The sequence below is a fragment of the Streptomyces sp. NPDC013187 genome (assembly GCF_042899705.1).
Taxonomy (GTDB): Bacteria; Actinomycetota; Actinomycetes; order Streptomycetales; family Streptomycetaceae; genus Streptomyces; species Streptomyces hawaiiensis_A.
Genome location: NZ_JBIBAF010000016.1, coordinates 91764 through 114173 on the forward strand (window position 1 = coordinate 91764; position 22410 = coordinate 114173).

The window sequence follows — 22410 nt, forward strand, 5'->3', positions numbered from 1 at the left end:
GACCCATGCTGCAACTCTCCGGGCGGCACCCCCTCCCCGACCCCGACGCCCGCTACGGCCCGTTCCCGCAACCACCGTTGGGGGCGGGGCATCTGAGGGTCGAGTACGCACCCCGGCCCTCCTCCGTCCGTGAGGCACGCGCGGAGGTCCGCAGGCAGTTGGAGGGCTGGGGGCTCGCCGAGCGCGGTGACGTCGCGGAGGTGGCCGAACTGCTCGTCGGTGAACTGGCCACCAACGCCGTGGTGCACGCCCGCAGCCCCTTCCGGCTCACCCTCTTCGCCGCGCACGGCCTCCTGCGTTGCGAGGTCGCCGACACCGCACGCCGTGTGCCGCGGGTGCTGGACGCGGGCACGGGGGAGAGCGGACGTGGAATGTTCCTGGTGGAAGCGCTCGCCCAGCGCTGGGGCTGCCACCGGGACGGGCCGGGCAAGACCGTGTGGTTCGAGCTCGGTACGTGCGGGGCGGACGGCTGTGGTCGGCGACGGCCGTAGCGCTCCGCCGGGCCTGACCGGGCCGGGTGTCCTACGGGCATCGCGTGAAGATCCGGTCAGGCCCTCTTGTCCCGCGGGCTCCTTTGGGATTTCTTGACCCTCATGGCGGACACCACGGGAAACACCACCGAGAACGAGGCCACCCATCCCCCACAGCCCCGGAAAGCGAGCTGGAAGTACATCGGCCCGGGCATCGTCGTCGCGGCGACCGGTGTCGGCGCCGGTGACCTGGTCGCCACGCTGATCGCGGGCAGCAATTTCGGCTACACCCTGCTGTGGGCCGCGATCATCGGCTGTCTGGTGAAGATCTCCCTGGCCGAGGCCGCGGGCCGCTGGCATCTGTCCACGGGCCGCACCCTGTTCGACGGCTGGGCGAGCCTCGGCCGCTGGACCACCTGGTTCTTCGCGGTCTACGTCGTGGTCTGGGGCTTCGTCTACGGCGCCGCGGCGATGTCGTCGAGCGCGCTGCCGCTGCAGGCGCTGTTCCCGGACGTGATGGACCTCAAGTGGTGGGGCATCGCCTGTGGTCTGGTCGGCCTGGTCTTCGTCTGGTTCAACAAGTACGCGGTGTTCGAGAAGGTCATGACGGTCCTGGTGGGCGTCATGTTCGTGGTGACGGTGTACTTGGCGATCCGGGTCACGCCGAACATCCCCGACGCCTTCGCCGGACTCCTGCCGGTCCTGCCGGACGAGAAGGACTCGATCCTCAACACGCTGGGCCTGATCGGCGGTGTGGGCGGCACGATCACGCTCGCGGCGTACGGCTACTGGGTCAACGCCAAGGGCTGGACCGACACCGGCTGGATGAAGGTCATGCGGCTGGACAACCGCGTCGCCTACGCCACCACCGGCATCTTCGTCATCGCCATGCTGTTCGTCGGCGCGGAGCTGCTGCACTCGGCGAACGTCGCCATCGCCAGTGGCGACAAGGGCCTGATCCAGCTGGGCGACATCCTGGAGAAGGAATACGGGCCGGCCACCGCGAAGTTCTTCCTGATCGGCTTCTTCGCCACGTCCTTCACCTCCCTGATCGGCGTATGGCACGGCGTGAGCCTGATGTTCGCCGACTTCGTGGCCCGGCTGTCGGGCAGGGGCCAGACCAAGGGCGAGGAGGTCGCCTCGGGGACACGCGAGCGCTCCTGGCCGTTCCGCGCCTACCTGCTCTGGCTCACCTTCCCGCCGATGATCCTGCTCTTCGAGGGCCAGCCCTTCCGCCTGATCATCATCTACGGCGTCCTCGGCGCGGCCTTCCTGCCCTTCCTCGCCGGCACCCTGATCTGGCTCCTCAACTCCTCCCGCACGCCCCGGCAGTGGCGCAACGGTCCGCTCAGCAACGTCATGCTCGCCGTCGCCGGCCTGCTGTTCCTGATCCTGTGCGTGAAGCAGATCTGGGACCAGCCGTGGGGGGAGTTCTTCTAGGGCGGCGGGCAGGGAGAATGGCTCACCGAAGCACCGAGACGTTGCCGGCGAGCACGAGGACCGAGGACCCGACGGATGAGCCAGCAGTACCCGCCCCCGGGCCCCGGCTTCGGCCCGCCCCCGCCGCAGTACGCGCCGGCGCAGCCCCCGTACACGGCCCCGCAGCCGCAGCCGCAGCCGCAGCCGTACGCCCAGGCCCCGCAGCAGCCGCCGTACGCCCAGGCCCCGCAGCCGCAGCCGTACGCCCAGGCCCCGTCGCAGCCGCCGTACGCCCAGGCGCCGCCGCAGCCGGCGGTGGACGGCCCGGACTTCCTGGCCGTCGACAAGCGCAACGCGGTCGTCGTCGACGCGTCGGGCGTCGCCTTCGAGTCGTCCGGTCTCTCGATCGAGTTCCGCTGGCCCGAGATCCGCAGCGTCCACTACCAGGCGAGCCCGAGCGGCAAGGCGCTGATGGTCGCCGTGGTCCACATGGACGGCCGGTTCTTCGAGTGCGTGGTGGAGGCCAGGCCCCGGTCGCGGCTCCAGGAGTGGTTCCCGCAGCTGGCGTGGGTGCTGGGCCACTACCGGCCGGCGGGGTGAGGCACCCCCTGCACCCCACCGGCGACGTCAGCGGTGGCTACGGCAGCCCGTGCACATGCGGTCCCACCGCGTCGGACCAGGCGTTGCCCGCCGTGGCGTCCCAGTTGGTCGACCACGTCATCGCACCGCGCAGGCCGGGGTACGTCCGCGGCGGCTTGAAGGCGCCGCAGCCGGTGGCCCTGGTCAGACAGTCCAGGGCGTTGTTCACCACGGTGGGCGAGACGTAGCCGCTGCCCGCCCCGCGTGTCGAGGCCGGCAGGCCCAGACCGACCTGGGACGGGGCGAGGCCGTTCTCCAGCTGGATGCAGGCCAGGGCCGTCAGGAAGTCGACCGAGCCCTGGCTGTAGACCTTGCCGTCGCAGCCGAGCATGGAACCGCTGTTGTAGTACTGCATGTTGACGACCGTGAGGATGTCCTTCACGTTCAGCGCGGTCCGGAAGTAGCCGTTGGACGTGGACTGCATGTCGATCGTCTGCGGTGCCATCGTGAGGACGAGCGAGGGGCCCGCCTTCGCCGACAGGGCGCGCAGCGCCTGCGTCATGTAGGTCGCGTTCAGGCCGTTCTCCAGGTCGATGTCGACGCCGTCGAATCCGTAGGTCTGCATCACGGAGTACACGCTGTTCGCGAAGTTCGTCGCCGATGCCGCGTCGTTGACCGACACCGTGCCGCGCTCCCCGCCGACCGAGATGATGACCTTCTTGCCCGCGGCCTGCTTCGCCCTCACGTCCGCCTTGAACTGGTCGACCGTGTAGCCCTTCAGCCCGGCCGAGTCCAGGGTGAAGGACACCGCCCCGGGCGTGCCCGTGGCGTCGGCGAAGGCCACCGCGATGATGTCGTAGGCGGCCGGGACGTCCGAGATGCGCTGGACCGTCGCGCCGTTGTCGAAGTTCTGCCAGTAGCCGGTCACCGCGTGCTCGGGCAGCGCGGGACCCGGGCCGTTCGGCTTGTTCGTGGTGCCCGTCACGGCCGCCGACTTTGGGGACTCACCGGCCCCGTTGGTCGCCGTGACCTGGAAGGAGTACGACGTCGAGGCCGCGAGTCCGGTCACCGTCGCCGAGGTGCCCAAGACCGCCGTCACTTTCGTGCCGTCGCGGTAGACGGTGTAACCCGTCGCTCCCGGGACCGTGTTCCACGCCAGGGAGACCGAGGAGGACGTGGTGCCGGAGACGTTCAGGCCACCCGGCGCGGACGGGATCGCCGGGCCCGGGTCCGTGCCCCCGCCGCCGTCGGGGCCGAACACCGACACGTCGTCCGCGTGGTAGGCCGCCTGCCCGTACCAACCGTGCGTGTACACCGTCACCGAGGTCGTCGAGGAGCCCGTGGTGAAGGTGGTCGACAGCTGTTTCCAGGAGGAGGAGTCGGGCGTCCAGGTGGACACGTCCGTCGTGCCCGTACCCGTCACGCCGAGGTAGGCGTACCCGCCCCGGACCCAGGCGCCCAGCGTGTACGTCGAGTCGGGCTTCACCCGGACGCTCTGGGAGCACCGGGCGTTGTCCTGGCCCGAGGGGGTCGCCCGCAGCGCGGCCGCGCCGGTGCGGACGGGGGAGGAGACCGTCGCGCCGCTGCCCGCCGAGCAGGTCCAGTCGCTCAGGCCCGACTCGAAGCCGGCGTTCCTGGCGTTGTCGACGTCGGCGGCGCTCGCCTGGCCGACGGTCGTGACAGTGAGGGCCAGGGCAGCCGTGACGGCACCCGACCACAGCCGCAGGGATCGTCTGTGTGGGGACATGACAAGAAAATGGTCCAGACCAAAGCGACTGTCAAGAGGTCCGGACCAACCGGTCGAGCAGTGGCCCCCCAGGGCCGTGGCCCCTCACCCTGGACCGCCCCGGGTCCACCGAGACGACTGGCAAGATGCTCAACCTGCCCCGTTTTGACGCCTCTTGTGCAACGGCAGTTGTTCTCCAGCTACACAAACGCTGTTCTCCGGTCACAGAGGCGTGGATACAGTGCTGAGGTAGTCACGCAGTGAAGTCGACACGGTGCGCCGGAGTGACACGCGGCGTTCCGACCGGCATGGGGAAACGGGGAGCTGCGCGTGCCAACTGCCATTGCCGTGACCGGCGCCGACATGGCGCTGCCGCCACAGGACGAACGCACCCTGCCCGCCGTCGTGCTGCGGGACGTCGACCGACGCCCCCTGGAGCAGGCGCTGGCCGAGATGCAGGCCCTGGTCGACCACCACGGGCATGTGATCGTGGTCTGCTCGCAGGCCGCGCCCACCGCGGTGCGGCGCCGGCTGCACACCCTGCGCTCCCTCATGGAGAGCGACCGCATCGCCCTGTTCCGGCCGGACCTGCCACCTCTCGGACTCGCCGTCCTGGCCCGTCAGTTACGCCAGCTCGCCTCCTGCGACATCAGCCCCGGCGTGCTCGCCTCGGCCGGCCGGCTGCTCGTCCACTACATCCACGCCGGCGCGCTGCTGAACTCCGTCGCCCGCCTCGACCGCGTCCCCGTCGGCCTGAAGTCGCACGCCAAGTCCTGGGTGCCCGGCAGCCAGTTCGGCGTTCTCGCCCACCCCGAGCCGCACCTCGTCAAGATCACCCCCGAAGCCGCCCTCCCCGGCCCCGAGTTCGGCACCTGGATGCTGGTCGCCAAGGGCCAGCTCCAGTCCGACTGGGTCACGGGCACCCTCGCCCCCTCCTGGAAGGTGCAGGGGCTGCGCGAGATCCCCCTCCCGGCCGAGTCACCCGGCTGGTGGGGCACCGGCAAGCTCATCGAGTTCTGCAGCTACCTGCCCGACCTGTCCGTCCTCTACCAGCTGGTCACCTCCGTCCGGCGCAGCCGGTGCCACTGGTGCGGCATCGACGTCATCGGGGACCGCTGCGTGTTCTGCTCGGCCACGCCACCCGTCCACGACAGCCCGTCCCACCAGCAGCTCGAGAGCCGAACGGCCGTCGGCTGAGGCCTGACACCGCTCGTCAGCACTGTTCCGATCCCGCTCGACCGATATCCCCAACGAGGTTGTACGGTTCATGAACTCCCGTCAGCGCCGCGGCGTGATTCTCCTGCTCCTGTCGGTCGTCTGCGCCCTCGGCGCCTTCGCCGGCGTGCTCTCCGTCATCAGCGACGTGAAGTCGAAGGTCGGCCCCGAGGTCACCGCCTACCGGCTGAAATCCGACGTGCCGCCCTACACCACCCTCGCCACGGGCCAGTTCGAGAAGATCAAGATGCCCGAACGGTGGCTGTCCGACAACGCGGTCACCGATCTGCGGGAGATACAGGGCAAGATCGCCGTCACCACGCTGGAAGCGGGCTCCCTGCTCCAGTCGGACATGATCGTCCGCCGGCCGGCCCTCCAGCCGGGCCAGCAGGAGGTCGCCATCATGATCGACGCGGCGACCGGTGTGGCCGGCAAGATCACGCCCGGTGCCTCGGTCAACGTCTACGCCACCTTCGAGGGCGCCCGCGAGGGCGACCCCGACCAGTCGAAGATCATCGTCACCGACGCCAAGGTCCTCGATGTCGGCGAATTCACCCCGCTCCAGCCCGACGAGTCCGACCGCACCCGGCAGCCCACCGAAGCCGTCCCGATCACGTTCGCACTGTCCGCCCTCGACGCCCAGCGCATCACCTACGCCGAGTCGTTCGCCAAGCGGGTCCGGCTCGCCCTCGTCGCGCCCGGCAGCGACACCACCGTCCCCGAGAAGGACCGGACGTACGAACTCGCGAAGGACAAGTGAGAGGCTGCCATGCCCACGAGGATCCTCCCGGCAGTCGGAGACACGGACGCGGTCCGGTCGATCACGACACTGCTCAGCCAGCTCCCGGACGCCGAGCCCGTCGCCCCCGTGGTCGACTCCACCCAGCTCATCGACACCCTGGCCCGGCTGGCCGCCGAGTCGGTCGACGAGCTGCCGGAGGTCGTGATCGTCCACGAGCGGATCGGCCCGGTCCCCGCACTGGAACTGATCCGCGAAGTGGCCCTGCGCTTCCCGGCCGTCGGCGTCATCCTCGTCACCTCCGACGCGAGCCCAGGCCTCTTCCAGGCCGCCATGGACTACGGCGCCCGCGGCCTGGTCGCCCTGCCCCTCAGCTACGAGGAACTCGCCAGCCGCGTCCAGGCGGTCGCCCAGTGGTCCGTCGGTGTACGACGCCACCTGGGCGCCGGCGGCGACGTGTTCACCGGGGTCGGCGGCACCGTCGTCACGGTCAGCGGCGCCAAGGGCGGCAGCGGAGCCACCCTCACCGCGATCCAGCTCGCGCTCGCCGCCCAGGCCTCCGGCCGCAGCACCGCCCTGGTCGACATGGACCTCCAGACCGGCGACATCGCCTCCTACCTGGACGTCCAGTTCCGCCGCTCCGTCGTCGACCTGGCCGCCATCACCGACATCTCCCCGCGCGTCCTCGCCGACGCGGTGTTCCGACACGACACCGGCCTCGCCCTGCTGCTCGCCCCCGCCGAAGGGGAACGCGGCGAGGACGTCACCGACCGCGCCGCCCGGCAGATCGTCAGCGCCCTGCGCTCCCGCTACGAGGTCGTCGTCATCGACTGCGGCGCCCAGCTCGGCGGGGCCGGGGCGGCGGCCGTGGAGATGGCCGACCGGGCCCTGCTGGTCACCACGCCGGACGTGGTCGCCGTACGGGGCGCCAAACGGGCCGTGCGGATGTGGGACCGGCTGCAGATCCGCAAGGCCGAGGAGACGACCGTCGTCGTCAACCGGCACTCACGCGCCACGGAGATCCAGCCGCCCCTGATCCAGAAGATCACCGGCACGGCGGTCGCGGCCACCGTCGTCCCCGCCAACTTCAAAGAACTCCAGAGCGTCGTGGACGCGGGCCGTATCCACGAACTGGAGAACAAGAGCTCCGTGAAGCAGGCCCTGTGGGGTCTGGCGGGGGAGCTGGGACTGGTCAAGGCCCCGGACGGTGCCCAGAAGGGGGGCCGGGGGGCGGTGGGCTTCCGGCGGAGGAGGGAGGGGTGAGGTGCTTTCAAGAGAGCGGGACAGGGGTCAGGTGACGATCGAGTTCCTCGGCATGACACCGACGATCATCGTGACGCTGATCGCCCTGTGGCAGGCCGTCCTCGTCGGCTACACCTTCGTCCTCGCGGGCAACGCCGCGGACGAGGCCGTACGGCAGGGGACGGCGGCGGAACCGGGGGTGCGGCAGGGCGTGTGCGAGGCGGCCGGGCTCAAGCATCTGTCGGACGCGTGGCGCTCCGGGGCCGAGGTGACCTGCGACGGCTCGGGCTACGTGACGGCCGACGTGGGCCTGGAGGTCCCGGTCCTCTTCCCCGGCACGCTGTCCTTCGGGTTCACGGTCCACGGCCACGCCGGGGCGGTCGAGGAGGCGAAACCGAGATGACCGGTATCCGCAAGGGCCGCCGCGACCGCGGCCAGGTCGCCATCGAGTACATCGGCTTCCTGCCGATCCTGCTGATCGTCGCCCTGGGGGCCGTACAGCTCGGATTGATCGCCTACACCGCCCAGCAGGCGGGCACGGCGGCCCGGACGGGGGCGCGCAGCGCGTCGCTGGCAGGGCCGTCCGAAGCGGATTGCAAGGCCGCGGTGAGCAGTTGGCTGGCCGACGGGACGAGCTGCTCCCCGCCGACCGGCGGGGAAGAGGTCACCGTCACGGCCACCGTGCAGATCCCGTCCCTCGTGCCGGGCTGGACGTTCGACCCGGCCGTCAAGACCGCGACGATGCCGCGCGACCACTGAGCAAGAGCTAGGAGCACCTGACTCATGAGCCTGCGAGCACGCATCAACACCCCCGAGGAGAACGGCAACCGGGGCGAGGACGGCCACATGGTCGCCTCCTACCGGGCCAAGCTCCTGGAGGAGATCGACCTCGCGGAGATGAGTTCGCTGGCCGCCGCCGAGCGCCGGGCCCGGCTGGAGCGGGTGCTGGGGCACATCATCAGCCGCGAGGGCCCGGTCCTGTCGACGGTGGAGCGCTCGCAGCTGATCCGCAGGGTGGTCGACGAGGCACTGGGCCTCGGCATCCTGGAACCGCTCCTGGAGGACGCGTCCATCACCGAGATCATGGTGAACGGCCCCGACGCGATCTTCGTGGAGCGCGGGGGACGGGTCGAGCAGCTGCCGTTGCGCTTCGCGTCCAACGACCAGCTCATGCAGACGATCGAGCGGATCGTCTCGACGGTCAACCGCCGCGTGGACGAGTCGAACCCGATGGTCGACGCCCGCCTCCCCTCCGGTGAGCGAGTCAACGTCATCATCCCGCCGCTGTCCCTGACCGGCGCCACCCTCACCATCCGCCGCTTCCCGCGCTCCTTCACGCTCCAGGAACTGATCGGACTCGGCTCGCTCGACGAACACATGCTGTACCTGCTGGCGGGCCTGGTGCAGGCGAAGTTCAACATCATCGTCTCGGGCGCGACGGGCACCGGCAAGACGACGCTGCTCAACGCGCTCTCCGGCCTCATCCCCGAGGGCGAACGCATCATCACCATCGAGGACTCCGCCGAACTCCAGCTCCAGCAGCCCCACGTCATCCGCCTGGAGTCGCGCCCGCCGAACGTCGAGGGCAAGGGCCAGATCACCATTCGCGACCTCGTCCGCAACTCCCTGCGCATGCGCCCCGACCGGATCGTCGTCGGTGAGGTCCGCGGCGGCGAGTCCCTCGACATGCTCCAGGCGATGTCCACCGGCCACGACGGCTCGCTGGCCACCGTCCACGCCAACAGCGCCGAGGACGCGCTGATGCGACTGCAGACCCTGGCGTCCATGTCGGACGTGGAGATCCCCTTCGTGGCGCTGCACGACCAGATCAACAGCGCGGTCGACGTCATCGTGCAGCTGACCCGGTTCGCGGACGGCGCCCGCCGCATCACCGAGATCGCGCTGATGGACAGCCACGGCAGCGACCCTTACCGCCTGGTCACGGTCGCCCGCTTCCACGCACGGCCCATGACCTCCGACGGCCGTATCCACGGAGCCTTCGAGTACTTCCCGCTCCCGCGCCGCACCGCCGACCGCCTCTACATGGCGAGCCAGCCCCTCCCGCAGGCGTTCGGCATCGCTCGCTCGGCGGACCAGCTAGCCACCCGAGAAGCCAGGTAGGACCGACCGATGGAACTGCAATCGCTCATCACGCTCACCACCGGCGTCACGCTGCTGACCTGCGTCCTCGTGGTCGCCGGCCTGCACTCCTACGCCATGGGCAAGGCACAACGGCAGGCCCTGGTCGACCGCCTGTCCGCCACGGGTCAGATCCCGGCCGGCGGCCGGCGCCGCAACTTCCGAGGGATCGACCGCCGTCTGCGACGAACCAAGATCGGCAAGAAACTGGAGCTCCGCCTCGCGGCGACCGGCCTGGACATCACCCCGGGCGAGTTCTTCGTCTACATGCTGGCCACGGTCGCGGGCCTGTGGCTGATCGGCCAGGCGGCCCTGGCACCGTTCTTCGGGCCGTTGGCGGGTCTGCTCGGCATCGGGGTCGCCGTCCAGTTCCTCAACTGGCAACGCCAGAAACGCATCGAGAAGTTCATCAACCAGCTCCCCGAGATGGCCCGGATCCTCGCCAACGCCACCCAGGCGGGACTGGCCCTGCGTACGGCGATCGGGATGGCGGCGGAGGAGATGGAGGCCCCGGCGGGAGAGGAACTGGGCAAGGTCGCCGCACAGCTGGCGGTCGGCGCCTCGATGGACGACGCGCTGGCCGAAATGGCCGACCGCCTCCCGTCCCGCGAACTGGTCGTCCTCGTCACCACACTGGTCCTGTCCAACCGGGCCGGTGGTCAGGTGGTCAGCGCCCTGCGCAATCTGACGGAGACCCTGGAGGAGCGCAAGGAGACCCGGCGCGAGGTCCGCACCCAGCTCTCCCAGGTCAACATGACGTCGTACGCCGTCCCGGTCCTGGGCGTCGGCTCCCTGTTCCTCATGAACGGGGTCAAGGACGGCGCCCTGGACCGCATGACCGGCTCCGCCTTCGGCCAGGCGGCGGTCATCATCGCCTTCTCGCTCTACGCCGTGGGCTTCGTCCTCATCCGCCGCCTGTCCCGCATCGACGTCTGAGAGCCCGGAGGCAACCATGGGACTGCTCCTCGCCCTGCTGATGGGCCTCAGCGTCTGGGGCGTCTTCGCCGGTATCCGCATGTACCGGGCGGAGGCCAAACTGCCCGGCGACCTCGCCCTGGCGCTGGAGGTCGGCTCCACCCGCACCGGCGCGGTCGACTCGCTCATCGACCGCCTCGGCATGCGCTACGCGCCCGCGGTGCTGCGTCTGATGGGCCCGAAGCAGGTGGCGAAGTACCGCCGCAAGATCGACCTCGCGGGCAACCCCGGCGGCCTGACGATCGACCGGTACGCGGCACGGCGCGCGGTCTACGGCTTCCTCGGGGCCGTGGGATTCCTGGTCTTCCTCATGCGCGGCCAACTGCTGGTCGCCCTGCTCCTGCTGGCGTTCGGGGCGTTCTGGACGGAGGTCGGCATCTGGTCGGCGATCCGCATCCGCAAGGACGTCATCGAACGGACCCTGCCGGACTTCCTGGACGTCCTCGCCGTCGTGGTGAGCGCGGGCCTCGGATTCCGCCAGGCGCTGGACCGGGTCGCCTCCCGCTACGAGGGCCCCTGGGCTGACGAACTGCGCATCACCCTGCGTCAGATGGATCTCGGCATGAGCCGTCGCCAGGCCTTCGCGGAACTGCGCCGCCGCAACGACTCCGAGCAGGTGGCGATGTTCGTGACGGCGCTGCAGCAGGGCGAGGAACTGGGCGCGCCGATCGTCGACACGCTGGTGTCCCTCGCCAAGGACATGCGGCGTACGGACGCGCAGAACGCCCGCCGCAAGGCGGCCCGGGCCGTCCCCAAGGCCACGATGATGATCACGACCTTCATGGTCCCGGCCACCATGCTCCTGCTCGGCGCAGGCCTGATCCTCGGCTCGGGCACGGACTTCGGCTCGGTCACGGGGAAGTAGGGGAGGGGCGACGGTATGTCGATGACAGGGGAGCGGACAGGGCTGCTGGGCCGTCGACGCCGCCGGGCCGAGCAGACACCGGAGATCACGACGCCCCCCGCCGGGACGGTGCTGCCGGCGCATGTCCGCACGGGCGCACCGGACGTACCCGTGACATCGGTGACGCCTGCGCTGCCACCGGGGTGGGAAGCGGCGGTGGGCGGGGAGCAGACGCTGGGCATCAGCGGTGAGCCGACGCTGCGGATCAAGGGGGGCGGACGGCGGAAGGCCGGGGTGCAGTGGGGGGCCGCGGCGGACGCTCCTGCGCCGGGTCCGCTGCCGACGGCCGAGGGTGGCGCACGGGAGCGGCACGCGGTGGATGCTCCTGCGTCGGGTCTGTTGCCGACGGCCGAGGGTGGCGCACGGGAGCAGCGGCACGCGGTGGATGCTCCTGCGTCGGGTCTGTTGCCGACGGCCGAGGGTGGCGCACGGGAGCGGCACGCGGTGGATGCTCCTGCGCCGGGTCCGCTGCCGACGGGCGAAGGCGGCGCACCGGAGCGACACGCGAACGGTGAGTCGCAACCGTCGGTGAACGGCCGATCGGCCGCCGATGGCGCCGCGCCCCCGCAGGGGCCACGCGCACCCGGCGACGACGGCCGCCCGGGTGGTGCGGCCGCGCATCAGCTCCCGGCCGAAGGCCGGGACACCACCCACACCGCCGGCCCCGCGATCGACATCCAGGTCAACGCCCTCCAGGCCATGTGCCGCCAGGTCTTCGGCTTCCGCCTTGCCATGATCGCCCTGGCGACCCCCACCGCCCTCGTCAACGCGAACGACGGCCTGCCCACCCGCCTGGTCGGCGCGGCTGTGGTCGTCACCTTCATGACCTCCTACGTCCTCTTTCGGGACTGGGAACGCTTCGGCCCCCTCCTCCTGCGCCACCCCTCCCTCCTCGCCGCGGACACCCTCTTCGGCGCCCTGCTCCTCATCGCCGCCGGCCCCGACAGCACCCTCGCCTACGTCAGCGTCTGCACCCCGCTCCTGGCAGGCCTGGTCTACGGCTGGCGCGGCGCGGCGGTCTTCGCCTCCCTCCAGGCCCTCCTCCTGCTCCTCATCCACGCGGCACAGGAGGACCCGGCACCCGGCATCACCGAGTCCGCCCTCCTGCCCGGCCTCTGTGTCATCGCCGGCGCCGTCGGTTCCAGCCTCCGCAACCTGCTGCTCCGCTTCGGCGCCGCCACCCAGGCCCTCACCACCGTCCAAGCCAGGCTCGCCGTGACGGAAGCAGTCAGCGCCGAACGCGCCCGTCTGGCCCGCGAGATGCACGACTCGGTCGCGAAGACCCTGCATGGCGTGGCCCTGGCCGCCGACGGCCTGACCACCTCGGCGAACGCCGACCGCATGGATCTGGCCCTGGTGAGACAGCAGGCGGCACTGGTCGCCCGCTCGGCCCGTCGGGCCGCCGCGGAGTCCCGGGAACTCCTGGCCGACCTGCGCCGCGAATCGGACCCGACCCAGGCCACGGACGTCCTGGTCGAACTCGCCGCCCGCACCCGGGACTTCAGCACCCGCACCGGTCTCCCGGCGGTCTACCGCCCCACCGGCGCCCACGCCGTACCCCCCGTCCCGCCGGCTGTGGCCCGCCAACTCCTCACCATCGCCTCGGAAGCCATGGAGAACGCCCACCGCCACGCCCGACCCACCCGAGTCGACGTCAGCGCGGGCGTCCACGGCGACCTGCTCCGCATCAGTGTCTACGACGACGGCCTCGGCCTTCCCCCTGGAACCACCCTCGAACAACTCCGCCGAGCGGGCCACTTCGGCCTGGTCGGCATGGTCGAACGCGCCGCATCGGTCGGCGCCCGCATCCGCATAGGACGCGGCGGCCACTCTCAGGGCACGGAGGTCCGCCTGGAACTTCCCCTGGCCGCCCTGACCACCCCCACCGCATGACCCCACGACTCGAGAGGAGGCCCCCGATGCCGGACCAGACGCCCCACCCGACCGGCGCCCCGCAGCCGCCACCGCACCACCCGTTCGCCGACCTCCCGCTCCCGCAGCCGCCAGGGCCGGCCCGCCGCCTCCGGGTCGTCGTGGTGGACGACAACCCGGTCGTCCGGGCCGGCCTCACCGCCCTGCTCTCCGGCCGTGCGGACATCGAGGTCGTGGCGGAGGCCGCCGACGGCCGCGAGGCCTACGAGGCCACCCGCCAGCACCGCCCGGACGTCATCCTCCTCGACGTCCGCATGCCCGGCGTGGACGGCATTTCGGCCCTCCCGTACCTGGTGCGGATCGCCCCGGTCGTGATGCTGACCTACAGCAGGGAGTCGGAAATCGTCCAGGAGGCCCTGCGCCGGGGAGCGGGCGGCTACCTGGTCCACGGCGAGTTCACGGCCGACCAGCTGGTCGACGCCGTACGGGACATCAAGGAGGGCAGGGCCCACTTCACCCCTACGGCGGCGGGCGCCCTGCTGGCCCAACTCCGCCAGGACCAGACCCCGGCCCCGCCCCTGCCGGAGGGCTTGGGCGAGGCATCGAGTGCGACTGCATACGGAATTTCCACTTCCGCAAAATCGGATAAGCGACCTCAAAGTCCGTCGCTGCCAGCGCACTTCACTCCTCCCTACATCCCACCCCCGCCCACTTCTTCAGAAAACCTTTCGCACATGCAACCGCATGTGGGACAGTCTTCGTCAGAGTGGACGAGTGGCCGTCCGGCCGCTCCCGACAGGTCGCGGTTCCAACTGAGCACGAGGGAGGCGGAGATCATGGACCTCATCGCGTCCGGCATGAACAACCAGCAGATCGCCGCCACGTGCTTCATCAGCGAGAAAACCGTCAAGAACCACATCAACCGCATCTTCGCCAAGCTGCACAGCACAAGCCGCTCCGAGGCCGCCGCGAAGTGGATCGGCACGGCGCCGGACACACGTCGGGGACGGGGGTGACTTCCGGTGACGCGATGGGGGAACAACCCGTTGGGCCCTAGCGATTGGGCCCGGAATTGGGTCCTGGGGCCCTCTGCCGGACAGGGCGTCCCGCCGTACGTTGCTCGTGTCGAGAACGACACAGCCGAACCCGGAGGGGAACACCATGAGCGACCTGATGCTGAAGACCGCCGTCGCGACCAAGGTCCGTGTGAACGGCTGGAAGAACACGACGGTCGAGGCGATGCAGCGCCGCACCGCCGACAAGGGCCAGACGGCGGTCGAGTACCTGGGCATCATCGCGGTGGTGGTGGCGATCGTGCTGGCGATCACGGGCACGAACATCGGTCAGACGATCCTCAACAAGATCCAGGAGAAGATCAACGAGATCACCTGATGCAAACGCGCAGGTGTGGTGACGCAGGGCAGGCCTTCCCCATCTACATCACGATGGTGGCAGGCCTGCTCTTCCTTGCGTTGGCCTACTTCGCGGTTGGACAGGCTGCGGTGAATCGGAGTGGTGCCCAGACAGCCGCCGATGCGGCGGCGCTCGCGGCAGCCCAGGACACCCGGGACAAGCTCGCAGGTGAGTGGCTTGAGAAGGTGCTCGACCCCGGCACGTGGGATGACATCTTCAACGGCCGTGGTGCAGCACTCGACGGGTGCGGACGTGCGACCCACTTTGCGGCGCACAACGATGCCGAAGTGCAGAGTTGCGGGCCGGGCCCCCGGCCCTTGAGCTACGAAGTTGACGTCCAGTCCAGTAAACCCGTTGGGAAGTCCATCGTCCCAGGCACGGAGAACCAGTACGCGGAAGCCTCCGCCATAGCGGTGATCGAGTCGCGTTGCAGTTTCGAGGATCCGGCGGGGAACGCCCCAGCAGATGCACTGCCCACGCTCGACTGCTCGGGTCAGAAGTGGATTCTGAAGCCCGACGACCTCACAGATCTCCCAGCGCCCGAGGACCTCTTCGACGTCCACCTGGCCGACTGACTAGCGAACGACGAGTGATGAAGGAAGCCTACAGATGAGCATTCGGTTCACGGGGAACGCCCGCAGGGGGATCGTCGCGTTGACCGTCGTGGCCGGACTGGCCCTCGGGGCAGCCGGCTGTGGCGGGGGTGGTGACGGCGAGGACAAGAAGCCGAACCCTTCGGCTTCCGCTTCCAAGGGAGGCGGATCTCAGCCGAGTGCTCAGGAGGGGCAGTCCGAGACGCCCTTGGCCGAACTCAAAGGCACAGAAGGGCTTCTTCTCCAGGTCACCTCCGCAGCCAGAGACGCGGGCGGGTTCATCACTGTGAGCGGAAACCTGAAGAACGACGGGGCGAAATCGGTAGTCATCCCGTCTCAGATGAGCGGCGATGAGACAGAAGTCATCAAACACGGCCCTTCCCTGGGTGGCGCCACACTCGTGGATTCCAAAGGGAAGAAGCGCTACTACGTGCTCCGCGACACGGAAGGACGGCCACTGACGACTACCGGCTTCGGAACGCTGAAAGCCGGCCAGACCCTTCCGGTATTCATGCAATTCCCTGCGCCCCCCACCAGTACCACAGACGCGACCCTGCAACTGCCGACCTTCTCCAGCGGCACGATCAAGATCTCCGGGTGAGGCGAGCCATGAAGACCCGCACCCGCACCCGACCGGCGACCCCACGCCTCACCCTGGTCCTCACCGCCGCCGGCCTCATCGTCGCCTCGAACCTCTACGGCGCCGTCTCGGCTCACGCCGACGAAACCCCTGGCGTGCCGCCCGGCACCGAGGCCTCCGCCTCCGCCCCAGTCGAGGTCGACCCCAACGACCCCGACCTGAAGCTCCCCGAAGGCGCCACCCTCGCCGAATCCAAGGTCCTGGACATCAAACAGGTCGTAGAAGACCAAAGCGGCGACGAACGCCGCGAAGACACCAACGCCGACGTCAAATTCGCCCTCCAGGCCGAGGTCCTCTTCGGCAAGGACAGCGCGAAACTCAGCGGCGAGGCAAAGGCCCGTATCTCCGCGATCGCCGAGGAGATCAAGACGCAGAACGCGACGAAGGTCCGCGTCTTCGGTTTCACGGACAACCTCGGTTCCTCCGCCCACGGCGACGTCCTCTCAAAGAAGCGCGCAGACGCCGTACAGAACGTCCTCGACCAGGAACTGACCGACTCCAACGTCACCTACGAGGTCCGTGGCTACGGCGAGCAGTACCCCATCGCCGACAACTCCTCGGAAACCGGCCGCAAGAAGAACCGCCGGGTCGAGGTCTCCTTTCCGCGCACGGAGAGTTGAGTCGGCGCGAAATGGGCCCGGGGTTGGGGCCACGGGCCCATGCGTGAGTGATCGACGTTCCTTAGCCTCGGCTCGGTATCCGTCTTGAACGGCCGTTTATCGAGCTGAGCCGAGGTCGCACATGTCCCCTGCCGGTGACCGGATACCCCCGCGCGGAATAGGGGGTGCGCAGAACAGCCCGCCCTGGGGACGGCGTTCGCCGTTGCCGACGGAGCTGGGCTGGGCGCAGGTACTGCTGTGGGTCCAGTTCGCGCTGACGGTGCTGTACGTGGTCACCGTGCTGTCGGTGGTGACGTACTACTCCGGGGAGATCTTCGGGATCCTGGCGTACGACTCACTGCCCAGCGTGGCCGGCATCTACCTGGCCCGGCGCCTGTGGCGGGGCGGGGTGTGGACGAGCCGCGCACTGATCGCCGTACAGGCGTGGATCGTGTGGCTGTCGCTCGGCACGCTGTTGCACGGTGATCTGCGGGGCGTCACGCAGGCGGCGATTCCGGTCGCGGTCAGCGTGCTGTTGCGCCGGGCCCGATCGCGTGAGTGGTTCGAGAGCGCTCCGCAGGACAGGGAGCAGCGGCGGCCGTTCAGCCTGGGGAGAATGATCCGCTGGCGACGGGACGAGGGCCAGACCGCGGTGGAGTACGCGGGGCTCATCGCGGTGGTCGCCACGATCATCGTCGCGCTGTCGGTGGGCGGCCTCGGCGGGCGTATCGCCGACGGCATCCGGTCGGCGGTCTGCTCGGTGACGGGCACGGCCTGCCCCGCACCGCAGGGCGATGGTACGGAGACAGGCGCGGCCGGGAACAACGACGCCCCGAGGCAGGGCGATTCGGACCCCCAAGGTGGCTCGGACCCCCGAGGTGGCTCGGACCCCCAAGGTGGCTCGGACGCCCAAGGCGATTCTGGCACCCAAGGCGGCTCGGGCGTCCAGGGCGGTGCGGCCGGCCAGGCAGGCACCGAGGCCGGCGGCACGAGCACAGGCACGGGCGTTGGTGACACGGACGGCGGAGGCATCCCCGCGTCGGCCCAGATCATCACCTACGACGGCGCGGGCCCGAACGACACGGTTCCACTCGCTCCGGGACCGTTCGAGGACAAGTCCCTCTGGGACGACGTACATGACCAGGAACGCCACGACCGAACGTTCATGGACCATGTCCGGGGCTTCTTCGTGGCCCCGGCCAAGAGCTTCCTGGCCGACACCATGGACGTCGTCAGCGACCCGGTCGGCTCGGTCAAGGACACCTGGAACGGCCTGCAGGGCTACACCACGGACTGGTGGGGTGAGAAGGCCGACGAACTGGGCGAGAAGTGGGACAAGGGGAACTACGTCTCCTCCGTATGGGGCTGGGTCAACTCGCCCGAGGACTTCGTGTCCGACCTGGCGGTCGACACGTTCGTCGACAAGGAGAACTGGGAGAAGGGCAACTACGGCGCCTCCATCGGCAACACCGTGGTCGGCGTCATCGGCATCTTCAGCCCGAAGACCATCACGAAGTTCACCAAGTTCGAGAAGCTGGCCGAGGTAGGCGAATCCCTCGACAAGGCGGCGGACGCGGCGCAGAAGGCCCGCAAAGCCGCCGAGGCGGGCGATGCCGAGGGCGCTCGGAAGGCGGCGAAGGAGGCCGACGAGGCGGCGGACGCGGCCGAGAAGCAGGCCCGCGAGTCGGGCTGCACCATCGCCGCGCCGGCTCGCCGGATCCCGTACGGCGGCAACCCCCGTGGGACCACCCCTGGCCTCCTCACGGGCTCCTCCGGCACAGGCACCACGGTCCTCGCCGCCGGCCCGTCCGGCTCCCCGTACGTCGTCCTCGCCCAGGACGGCTGTGACGAGGAGGCCAAGGAGGGGGCCCAGGATGCCCGGGAGAAAGCGGACGAGGCACAGCAACTGGCGTTGGAGGCCCAGGCGGAGGCGGCTAAGGCCGCCATCAAGCAGGGCAGGCTCAGTATCGACGAGCGCAACATCGACGACTTCGTCAGGAACGCCAAGAAGAACCCCGGCAAGAAGGAGATCGGCAAGGACCAGGCGACGGCCGCGCTCGACGAGCTCACTGATCTCGCAGGACGCCAGAACGTCGATCGGGCGGGCGCGAGCAAGCTCGGTTCCGAGGTGACCAACGCGCGTACCGCCAGCAGGCTCGAGGAGATGCTTGCCGAGGTGCGCGGCGTGCGGCGCGCCTCGGAGGACGCGGCGCCCGACAGCACCGTGCACACCGCTGTCGGCTCGGAACACAACCGGCGTCAGGTCGAGGTCGCGCCCGGAGAAACCGTGGATGTTTCGAACGTGCCGGACGCCGATGTTCTGTACAAGGGGCGGGACGGCAGGGTGCACCTGGTCGAAGTGAAGAACACGGTGAACCCGACGCGTCAGCCGGAATTCGTCGGGAAGATCAACACACTCTCCGAGTGGAAGAAGACGAACCCGGGCAGGGCGACTCGAGTCGAGATCGACAAGCCTGATAAGTGGACTGAGGTTTTCCGGCCCATCAAGGGGCAGAAAGTCTCTCCTGCCCAGCTCATGAACGAGAAGGGAGTTGACGCTCGTATCGGTGATGCGAGTTTCACGGCCAAGCAGCTGGGTGACATGCAACGGGCGCTGGAGGCGAAGTACAGTCGAGGTGAGGAAATCGACTGGAAGCGGATGAACGACAATCCCAAGGGGGCGTTGGAGTACCTGGGCCTGGGATGAAAGGCGCCGGGATGAAGACGAGAAGGAGAGTGACGGCCCGGAACCGTCACCCCCGTGACGCGCGACTGAAGCCCTCCGGGGTGTCGTGTCCGTTCAGCCACCGAACCAGACGACGAGGCGGACGTTGTCCTCACCGTGGAGTCCGGCCAGCGTTCCCATCACATCGAACACGGGTTGCCATGGTCCGTCGGCCGGTACCAGATCGCGGTAGGCAGGGGTGACAGGGCGGTACACCTCGTTGCCGAGCAGGAGCTTTCCATCGGCGGGCCACCGGGAGGGGGCGATGTTGCCTTCTCCGAACTCGGCGGCGGCCGAGTCGTACAGCTCATCCGGGAGTGCGGTCAATCCCTCGGGTTCGAGGGATCCTTCCGGAGTACGGGACCAGCGGCGGACCCAGTACCGAGACAGGCCGTCGGTGCAGGGGGCATTCCAGTCGACGCTCGAGAGTTCACGCCAGGAGAACCACGAATGGCTGTGACCCTCGAAATCGTCCGCATCCCTTCGTGCCGTGTCCGAGATATCCGCAGGGGCTCCGCGGTCTGGGAAGAGAGCATTGACAGGTTCCACACTCCGAACGTCGAAGAGTGCTGACCACGACATGTAATCACGGGCCCAATGAAGGTGCCGGAGTTCGGAAAAGGGCTCCCACGGCACGTGTTCAGCGCCGAAGCGCCCGGGCTCGGGCCTGCATTCCAGCCATCCGTACAAGTCGGTACTCATAAATGCGACTCTATCCAATGCGGCTGCTGAGCGGGCGGACAAGGAGCCCGGCCGGAAGGCCTCCGTGGAGGTCGATCCGACTGATCGCTGGACGTCGGTCTTCAGCGAGTTCAAGCCCGCCCGGGACGGCAAGCCGGCGAAGGACACCCAGACGGTCGCGGGTGAGATGGCGAGGAAGATGAAGGATCCGGAGAGCGCCACGTACTGGGTGTCGACTGAGCGGACGACGGGACGAGACGTTGGTGGGACGCGGGGATGAGTGAGTCTGGCACGGAGGCGAACGCCGAGGAGACATGGGATCCGCAGGTCGCGCGATGGCACGACCCGGAGGGCGGCCATGTCCTGCCCCCCCCACGCCCTGTCGTCCCTGCCCGGGCCCTGGGACGAGGGTGACTGGTGGCAGATCGCGGAGCTGCCCCGCACCGACGAGCAGTTGGCCGAAGCCCGGCGCGTGCTGAGCGTGCTCCTGGAGGACCCGGCACTGACCCCGCAGGTGCCTCAGCCGCCGTCGCCCGGCCTGCTGTGGCACGTGTGGGAGGACTTCCACCGAACCGTCGGGGAGCGCATGCCCGGCCCGGACCAGGTGACCTGGTCCGGGGTGGACGACCTGGTCCGCGAGTGGCGGGCACTGCGGACGCAGCTGTCTCCGCTGCATCGGCACGTCGTGCGGCACGTCGAAGCGGCGATGCCGGCCATGGTCCCGATGCTGCGGGCCGACATCGCCGACTCGGTGTTCCGGTGGCTGGCCCTCGACCCTGATCCGGGGCGCTTCGCCCCCTGGGCGGTGGATTTGGCCGAGCGGTGCGTGATCGCGGACCTCGGTGCCGACTCGGCGATCGAAGCGCTGGGCGCGATGGCCGGGCCGGCGGCCAGGGCGGCATGGGAACGCCTGTCGGTGAAGCCGGGCGGCCCGGCGAGCTGGGCCAACGCGGAAGCGGCCCAGAGCATGCTCTTCGACTTGGGCGGCGAGGGAACGAGCCTCTAGCGGGACCGGATCATGCGAAGCCCCGCGAGGACGGTCCCGTGGCGCCCCCGCCAGGCCTCACCCCGAGGCGCCCCGCTGGGCCTCCCTCCGAGGCGCTGACGCCCCTCACTCTCCCTCCCTCACTCCTGACACGACGACCTCAACCCGAGCCCATTCCCGCACCCCCCACCCACCCATCGCCCCGGCCTCGGCCTCCACCACATGCCGGGCCCGCAGCCGAGGCATCCCCAGCCGCCCGGGCCGCATGGTGCGTACGGCGACGACGCGAAGGTGCCGATCGAGATAGGCGACGTCGATCGCCATGCGCATCCGAAAGGTGTGCACACTGTTGGCGGGGGAGAGCAGGATCGCCCCGTCGAGGGAGTCCCGCCCCAGCAGCCCCCTGGTCCGGGCCCGATAGGAGGCGGCGATCTCCAGCGGCACCCGGACGGGCGCCTCGCCCACACCCCCGTGCACGACCAACTCCCCACGCCCGTCCCGCCAGCGCCGCCCCATCCGGACCCCCTCCGACCGTGCCGCATGCCAACGGCTCTCCGCCCCCGAAGGTATCCGCAGGCAGCAGCCCACACATGGGCCCACGGACCCACGTCCTTTGCTGATTCCTGACTGAAACGCCGTACAGGTCACCACTGTTGGCGTTCGCCCATGGCGCGTTATGCAACCGTTACGGCTCGAACCGGACGACGAAACGCCGATTCCTCCCCATTCACCCCGCCAGTTGACAACCTTCACCCTGGTGCGGCCGCACCCCGCTGTATAGCTTTGGTTCGCTCAAGAGAAGCCCTCGCCACCTCCCGGGAGCCGACCGTGACCCGCCGCCCCACCCTCCTCGCAGCGCTCACGCTGACCGCCGCAGCGGCCCTGACGCTGTCCGCGTGCGGGAGCGATGACAGCTCCAAGGGCAAGGACAACGACAAGATCGCGGGAGCGGACACGGGGGACAAGGCATCCGCCTCCCCTTCACCGAGCGCCGCGGACTCGGCCGACCGGCCGAAGATCGACCCGCCGTCTGACCTCTCCTACACCTTCGACTGGCCCGAGACCGGAGACAAGGACAAGGACGCGATCCTGCGCGACGGCGAGCAGTCGATCAAGGCCGTCGACCTCGCGATCGTCAACCAGAACGCGCTCGACAAGGCGTACATCTACTACTACGAGGGCGAAGCCGCCGCCAGCACGCAGAAATTCATTCAGAACTACGTCGACCACAAGGCAGCCATCACGGGCGCATACCGGTTCTACGCTCCGCAGGTGGCAGTGGACAAGGACGGCACGGCGTCCTTCAGCTACTGCGAGGACCAAGGCAAGGCGTATGTGAAGGACCTCAAGACCAACAAGGCCAAGAAGACTGAGGTCACTGCCAAGAGCTACGTCATCTACCACACGTCGCTCAAGAAGAACGACAAGGGTGTCTGGGTGATCCAGAAGATGGTCTCGCAGAGTGGGAGTCCCAAGTGCCAGCCATGAAGCGTT

Annotated in this window: 24 protein-coding genes; 21 read left to right on the forward strand and 3 right to left on the reverse strand. The window is 69.3% G+C overall.

What is annotated here, in order from left to right; translation table 11 throughout:
- Positions 1-5 precede the first annotated feature (5 nt).
- The 3 genes from ACFY5B_RS30625 (at position 6) to ACFY5B_RS30635 (ending at position 2489) form a co-directional block, all read left to right on the forward strand.
- The gene (locus tag ACFY5B_RS30625) at positions 6-491 is read left to right on the forward strand and encodes an ATP-binding protein (RefSeq protein ID WP_389975549.1); all 486 of its coding nucleotides are present in this window, start codon (positions 6-8) and stop codon (positions 489-491) included.
- Between the two features lie 102 nt (positions 492-593).
- Positions 594-1910 (forward strand): Nramp family divalent metal transporter, encoded by a 1317-nt coding sequence (locus ACFY5B_RS30630; RefSeq protein WP_389975552.1) that lies wholly within the window; start codon positions 594-596, stop codon positions 1908-1910.
- Positions 1911-1985: 75 nt separating this feature from the next.
- Positions 1986-2489, forward strand: coding sequence for a hypothetical protein (locus ACFY5B_RS30635; RefSeq protein WP_389975555.1), 504 nt, complete (start codon positions 1986-1988; stop codon positions 2487-2489).
- Between the two features lie 37 nt (positions 2490-2526).
- On the opposite strand, the gene ACFY5B_RS30640 is transcribed toward ACFY5B_RS30635, so the two are convergent.
- Positions 2527-4215, reverse strand: coding sequence for a chitinase (locus ACFY5B_RS30640; RefSeq protein WP_389975558.1), 1689 nt, complete (start codon positions 4213-4215; stop codon positions 2527-2529).
- A 309-nt stretch (positions 4216-4524) separates the two neighbouring features.
- Between ACFY5B_RS30640 and ACFY5B_RS30645 the strand changes: the two genes are divergently transcribed.
- From ACFY5B_RS30645 to ACFY5B_RS30715, 15 genes are all read left to right on the forward strand, one after another.
- Positions 4525-5391, forward strand: a complete 867-nt coding sequence (locus ACFY5B_RS30645) for a hypothetical protein (protein WP_389975561.1) — start codon at positions 4525-4527, stop codon at positions 5389-5391.
- 70 nt (positions 5392-5461) lie between these two features.
- A complete protein-coding gene (gene cpaB / locus ACFY5B_RS30650; RefSeq protein WP_389975564.1) occupies positions 5462-6169 on the forward strand; it encodes a Flp pilus assembly protein CpaB in 708 nt (235 codons plus the stop codon).
- 9 nt (positions 6170-6178) lie between these two features.
- Positions 6179-7411, forward strand: coding sequence for a CpaE family protein (locus tag ACFY5B_RS30655; RefSeq protein ID WP_389975567.1), 1233 nt, complete (start codon positions 6179-6181; stop codon positions 7409-7411).
- Positions 7412-7463: 52 nt separating this feature from the next.
- A complete protein-coding gene (locus ACFY5B_RS30660) occupies positions 7464-7793 on the forward strand; it encodes a pilus assembly protein (RefSeq protein WP_389975842.1) in 330 nt (109 codons plus the stop codon).
- Positions 7790-8149 carry a TadE/TadG family type IV pilus assembly protein gene (locus tag ACFY5B_RS30665; protein WP_389975570.1) on the forward strand — a complete coding sequence of 120 codons (360 nt, stop codon included), beginning with the start codon at positions 7790-7792 and terminating at the stop codon, positions 8147-8149. Before ACFY5B_RS30660 ends, ACFY5B_RS30665 begins: the two co-directional genes overlap by 4 nt.
- 24 nt (positions 8150-8173) lie before the next feature.
- Positions 8174-9511, forward strand: coding sequence for a CpaF family protein (locus ACFY5B_RS30670; RefSeq protein WP_389975573.1), 1338 nt, complete (start codon positions 8174-8176; stop codon positions 9509-9511).
- Positions 9512-9520: 9 nt separating this feature from the next.
- On the forward strand, positions 9521-10465 hold the full coding sequence (locus tag ACFY5B_RS30675) for a type II secretion system F family protein (protein ID WP_389975576.1): 945 nt from the start codon (positions 9521-9523) through the stop codon (positions 10463-10465).
- A 16-nt stretch (positions 10466-10481) separates the two neighbouring features.
- Positions 10482-11369 carry a DUF5936 domain-containing protein gene (locus ACFY5B_RS30680; RefSeq protein WP_003992659.1) on the forward strand — a complete coding sequence of 296 codons (888 nt, stop codon included), beginning with the start codon at positions 10482-10484 and terminating at the stop codon, positions 11367-11369.
- A gap of 507 nt (positions 11370-11876) precedes the next feature.
- A complete protein-coding gene (locus ACFY5B_RS30685; protein WP_389975844.1) occupies positions 11877-13301 on the forward strand; it encodes a sensor histidine kinase in 1425 nt (474 codons plus the stop codon).
- A gap of 26 nt (positions 13302-13327) precedes the next feature.
- The gene (locus ACFY5B_RS30690) at positions 13328-14296 is read left to right on the forward strand and encodes a response regulator (RefSeq protein WP_389975579.1); all 969 of its coding nucleotides are present in this window, start codon (positions 13328-13330) and stop codon (positions 14294-14296) included.
- Positions 14297-14441: 145 nt separating this feature from the next.
- A complete protein-coding gene (locus tag ACFY5B_RS30695; RefSeq protein ID WP_389975582.1) occupies positions 14442-14672 on the forward strand; it encodes a hypothetical protein in 231 nt (76 codons plus the stop codon).
- A complete protein-coding gene (locus ACFY5B_RS30700) occupies positions 14672-15268 on the forward strand; it encodes a pilus assembly protein TadG-related protein (RefSeq protein ID WP_389975584.1) in 597 nt (198 codons plus the stop codon). Before ACFY5B_RS30695 ends, ACFY5B_RS30700 begins: the two co-directional genes overlap by 1 nt.
- Before the next feature lie 34 nt (positions 15269-15302).
- Positions 15303-15887, forward strand: a complete 585-nt coding sequence (locus tag ACFY5B_RS30705; protein ID WP_389975586.1) for a hypothetical protein — start codon at positions 15303-15305, stop codon at positions 15885-15887.
- An 8-nt stretch (positions 15888-15895) separates the two neighbouring features.
- The gene (locus ACFY5B_RS30710; RefSeq protein ID WP_389975589.1) at positions 15896-16546 is read left to right on the forward strand and encodes an OmpA family protein; all 651 of its coding nucleotides are present in this window, start codon (positions 15896-15898) and stop codon (positions 16544-16546) included.
- 202 nt (positions 16547-16748) lie between these two features.
- Positions 16749-19232, forward strand: a complete 2484-nt coding sequence (locus ACFY5B_RS30715; protein WP_389975592.1) for a Flp family type IVb pilin — start codon at positions 16749-16751, stop codon at positions 19230-19232.
- A 93-nt stretch (positions 19233-19325) separates the two neighbouring features.
- Here ACFY5B_RS30715 and ACFY5B_RS30720 read toward each other — a convergent pair whose 3' ends face one another.
- Positions 19326-19952 (reverse strand): hypothetical protein, encoded by a 627-nt coding sequence (locus ACFY5B_RS30720; RefSeq protein WP_389975595.1) that lies wholly within the window; start codon positions 19950-19952, stop codon positions 19326-19328.
- A 64-nt stretch (positions 19953-20016) separates the two neighbouring features.
- On the opposite strand from ACFY5B_RS30720, the gene ACFY5B_RS30725 reads away from it, so the two are divergent.
- Complete coding sequence (locus ACFY5B_RS30725; RefSeq protein ID WP_389975598.1) at positions 20017-20211, forward strand: hypothetical protein; 195 nt, start codon at positions 20017-20019, stop codon at positions 20209-20211.
- A 78-nt stretch (positions 20212-20289) separates the two neighbouring features.
- Positions 20290-20937, forward strand: coding sequence for a hypothetical protein (locus ACFY5B_RS30730; protein WP_389975600.1), 648 nt, complete (start codon positions 20290-20292; stop codon positions 20935-20937).
- A 105-nt stretch (positions 20938-21042) separates the two neighbouring features.
- Here ACFY5B_RS30730 and ACFY5B_RS30735 read toward each other — a convergent pair whose 3' ends face one another.
- Positions 21043-21432, reverse strand: a complete 390-nt coding sequence (locus tag ACFY5B_RS30735) for a DUF192 domain-containing protein (RefSeq protein WP_389975603.1) — start codon at positions 21430-21432, stop codon at positions 21043-21045.
- Between the two features lie 312 nt (positions 21433-21744).
- Here ACFY5B_RS30735 and ACFY5B_RS30740 point away from each other — a divergent pair, with 312 nt between their 5' ends.
- Entirely contained in the window at positions 21745-22404 is a 660-nt protein-coding gene (locus ACFY5B_RS30740; protein ID WP_389975606.1) for a hypothetical protein, read from the forward strand.
- Positions 22405-22410 lie beyond the last annotated feature (6 nt).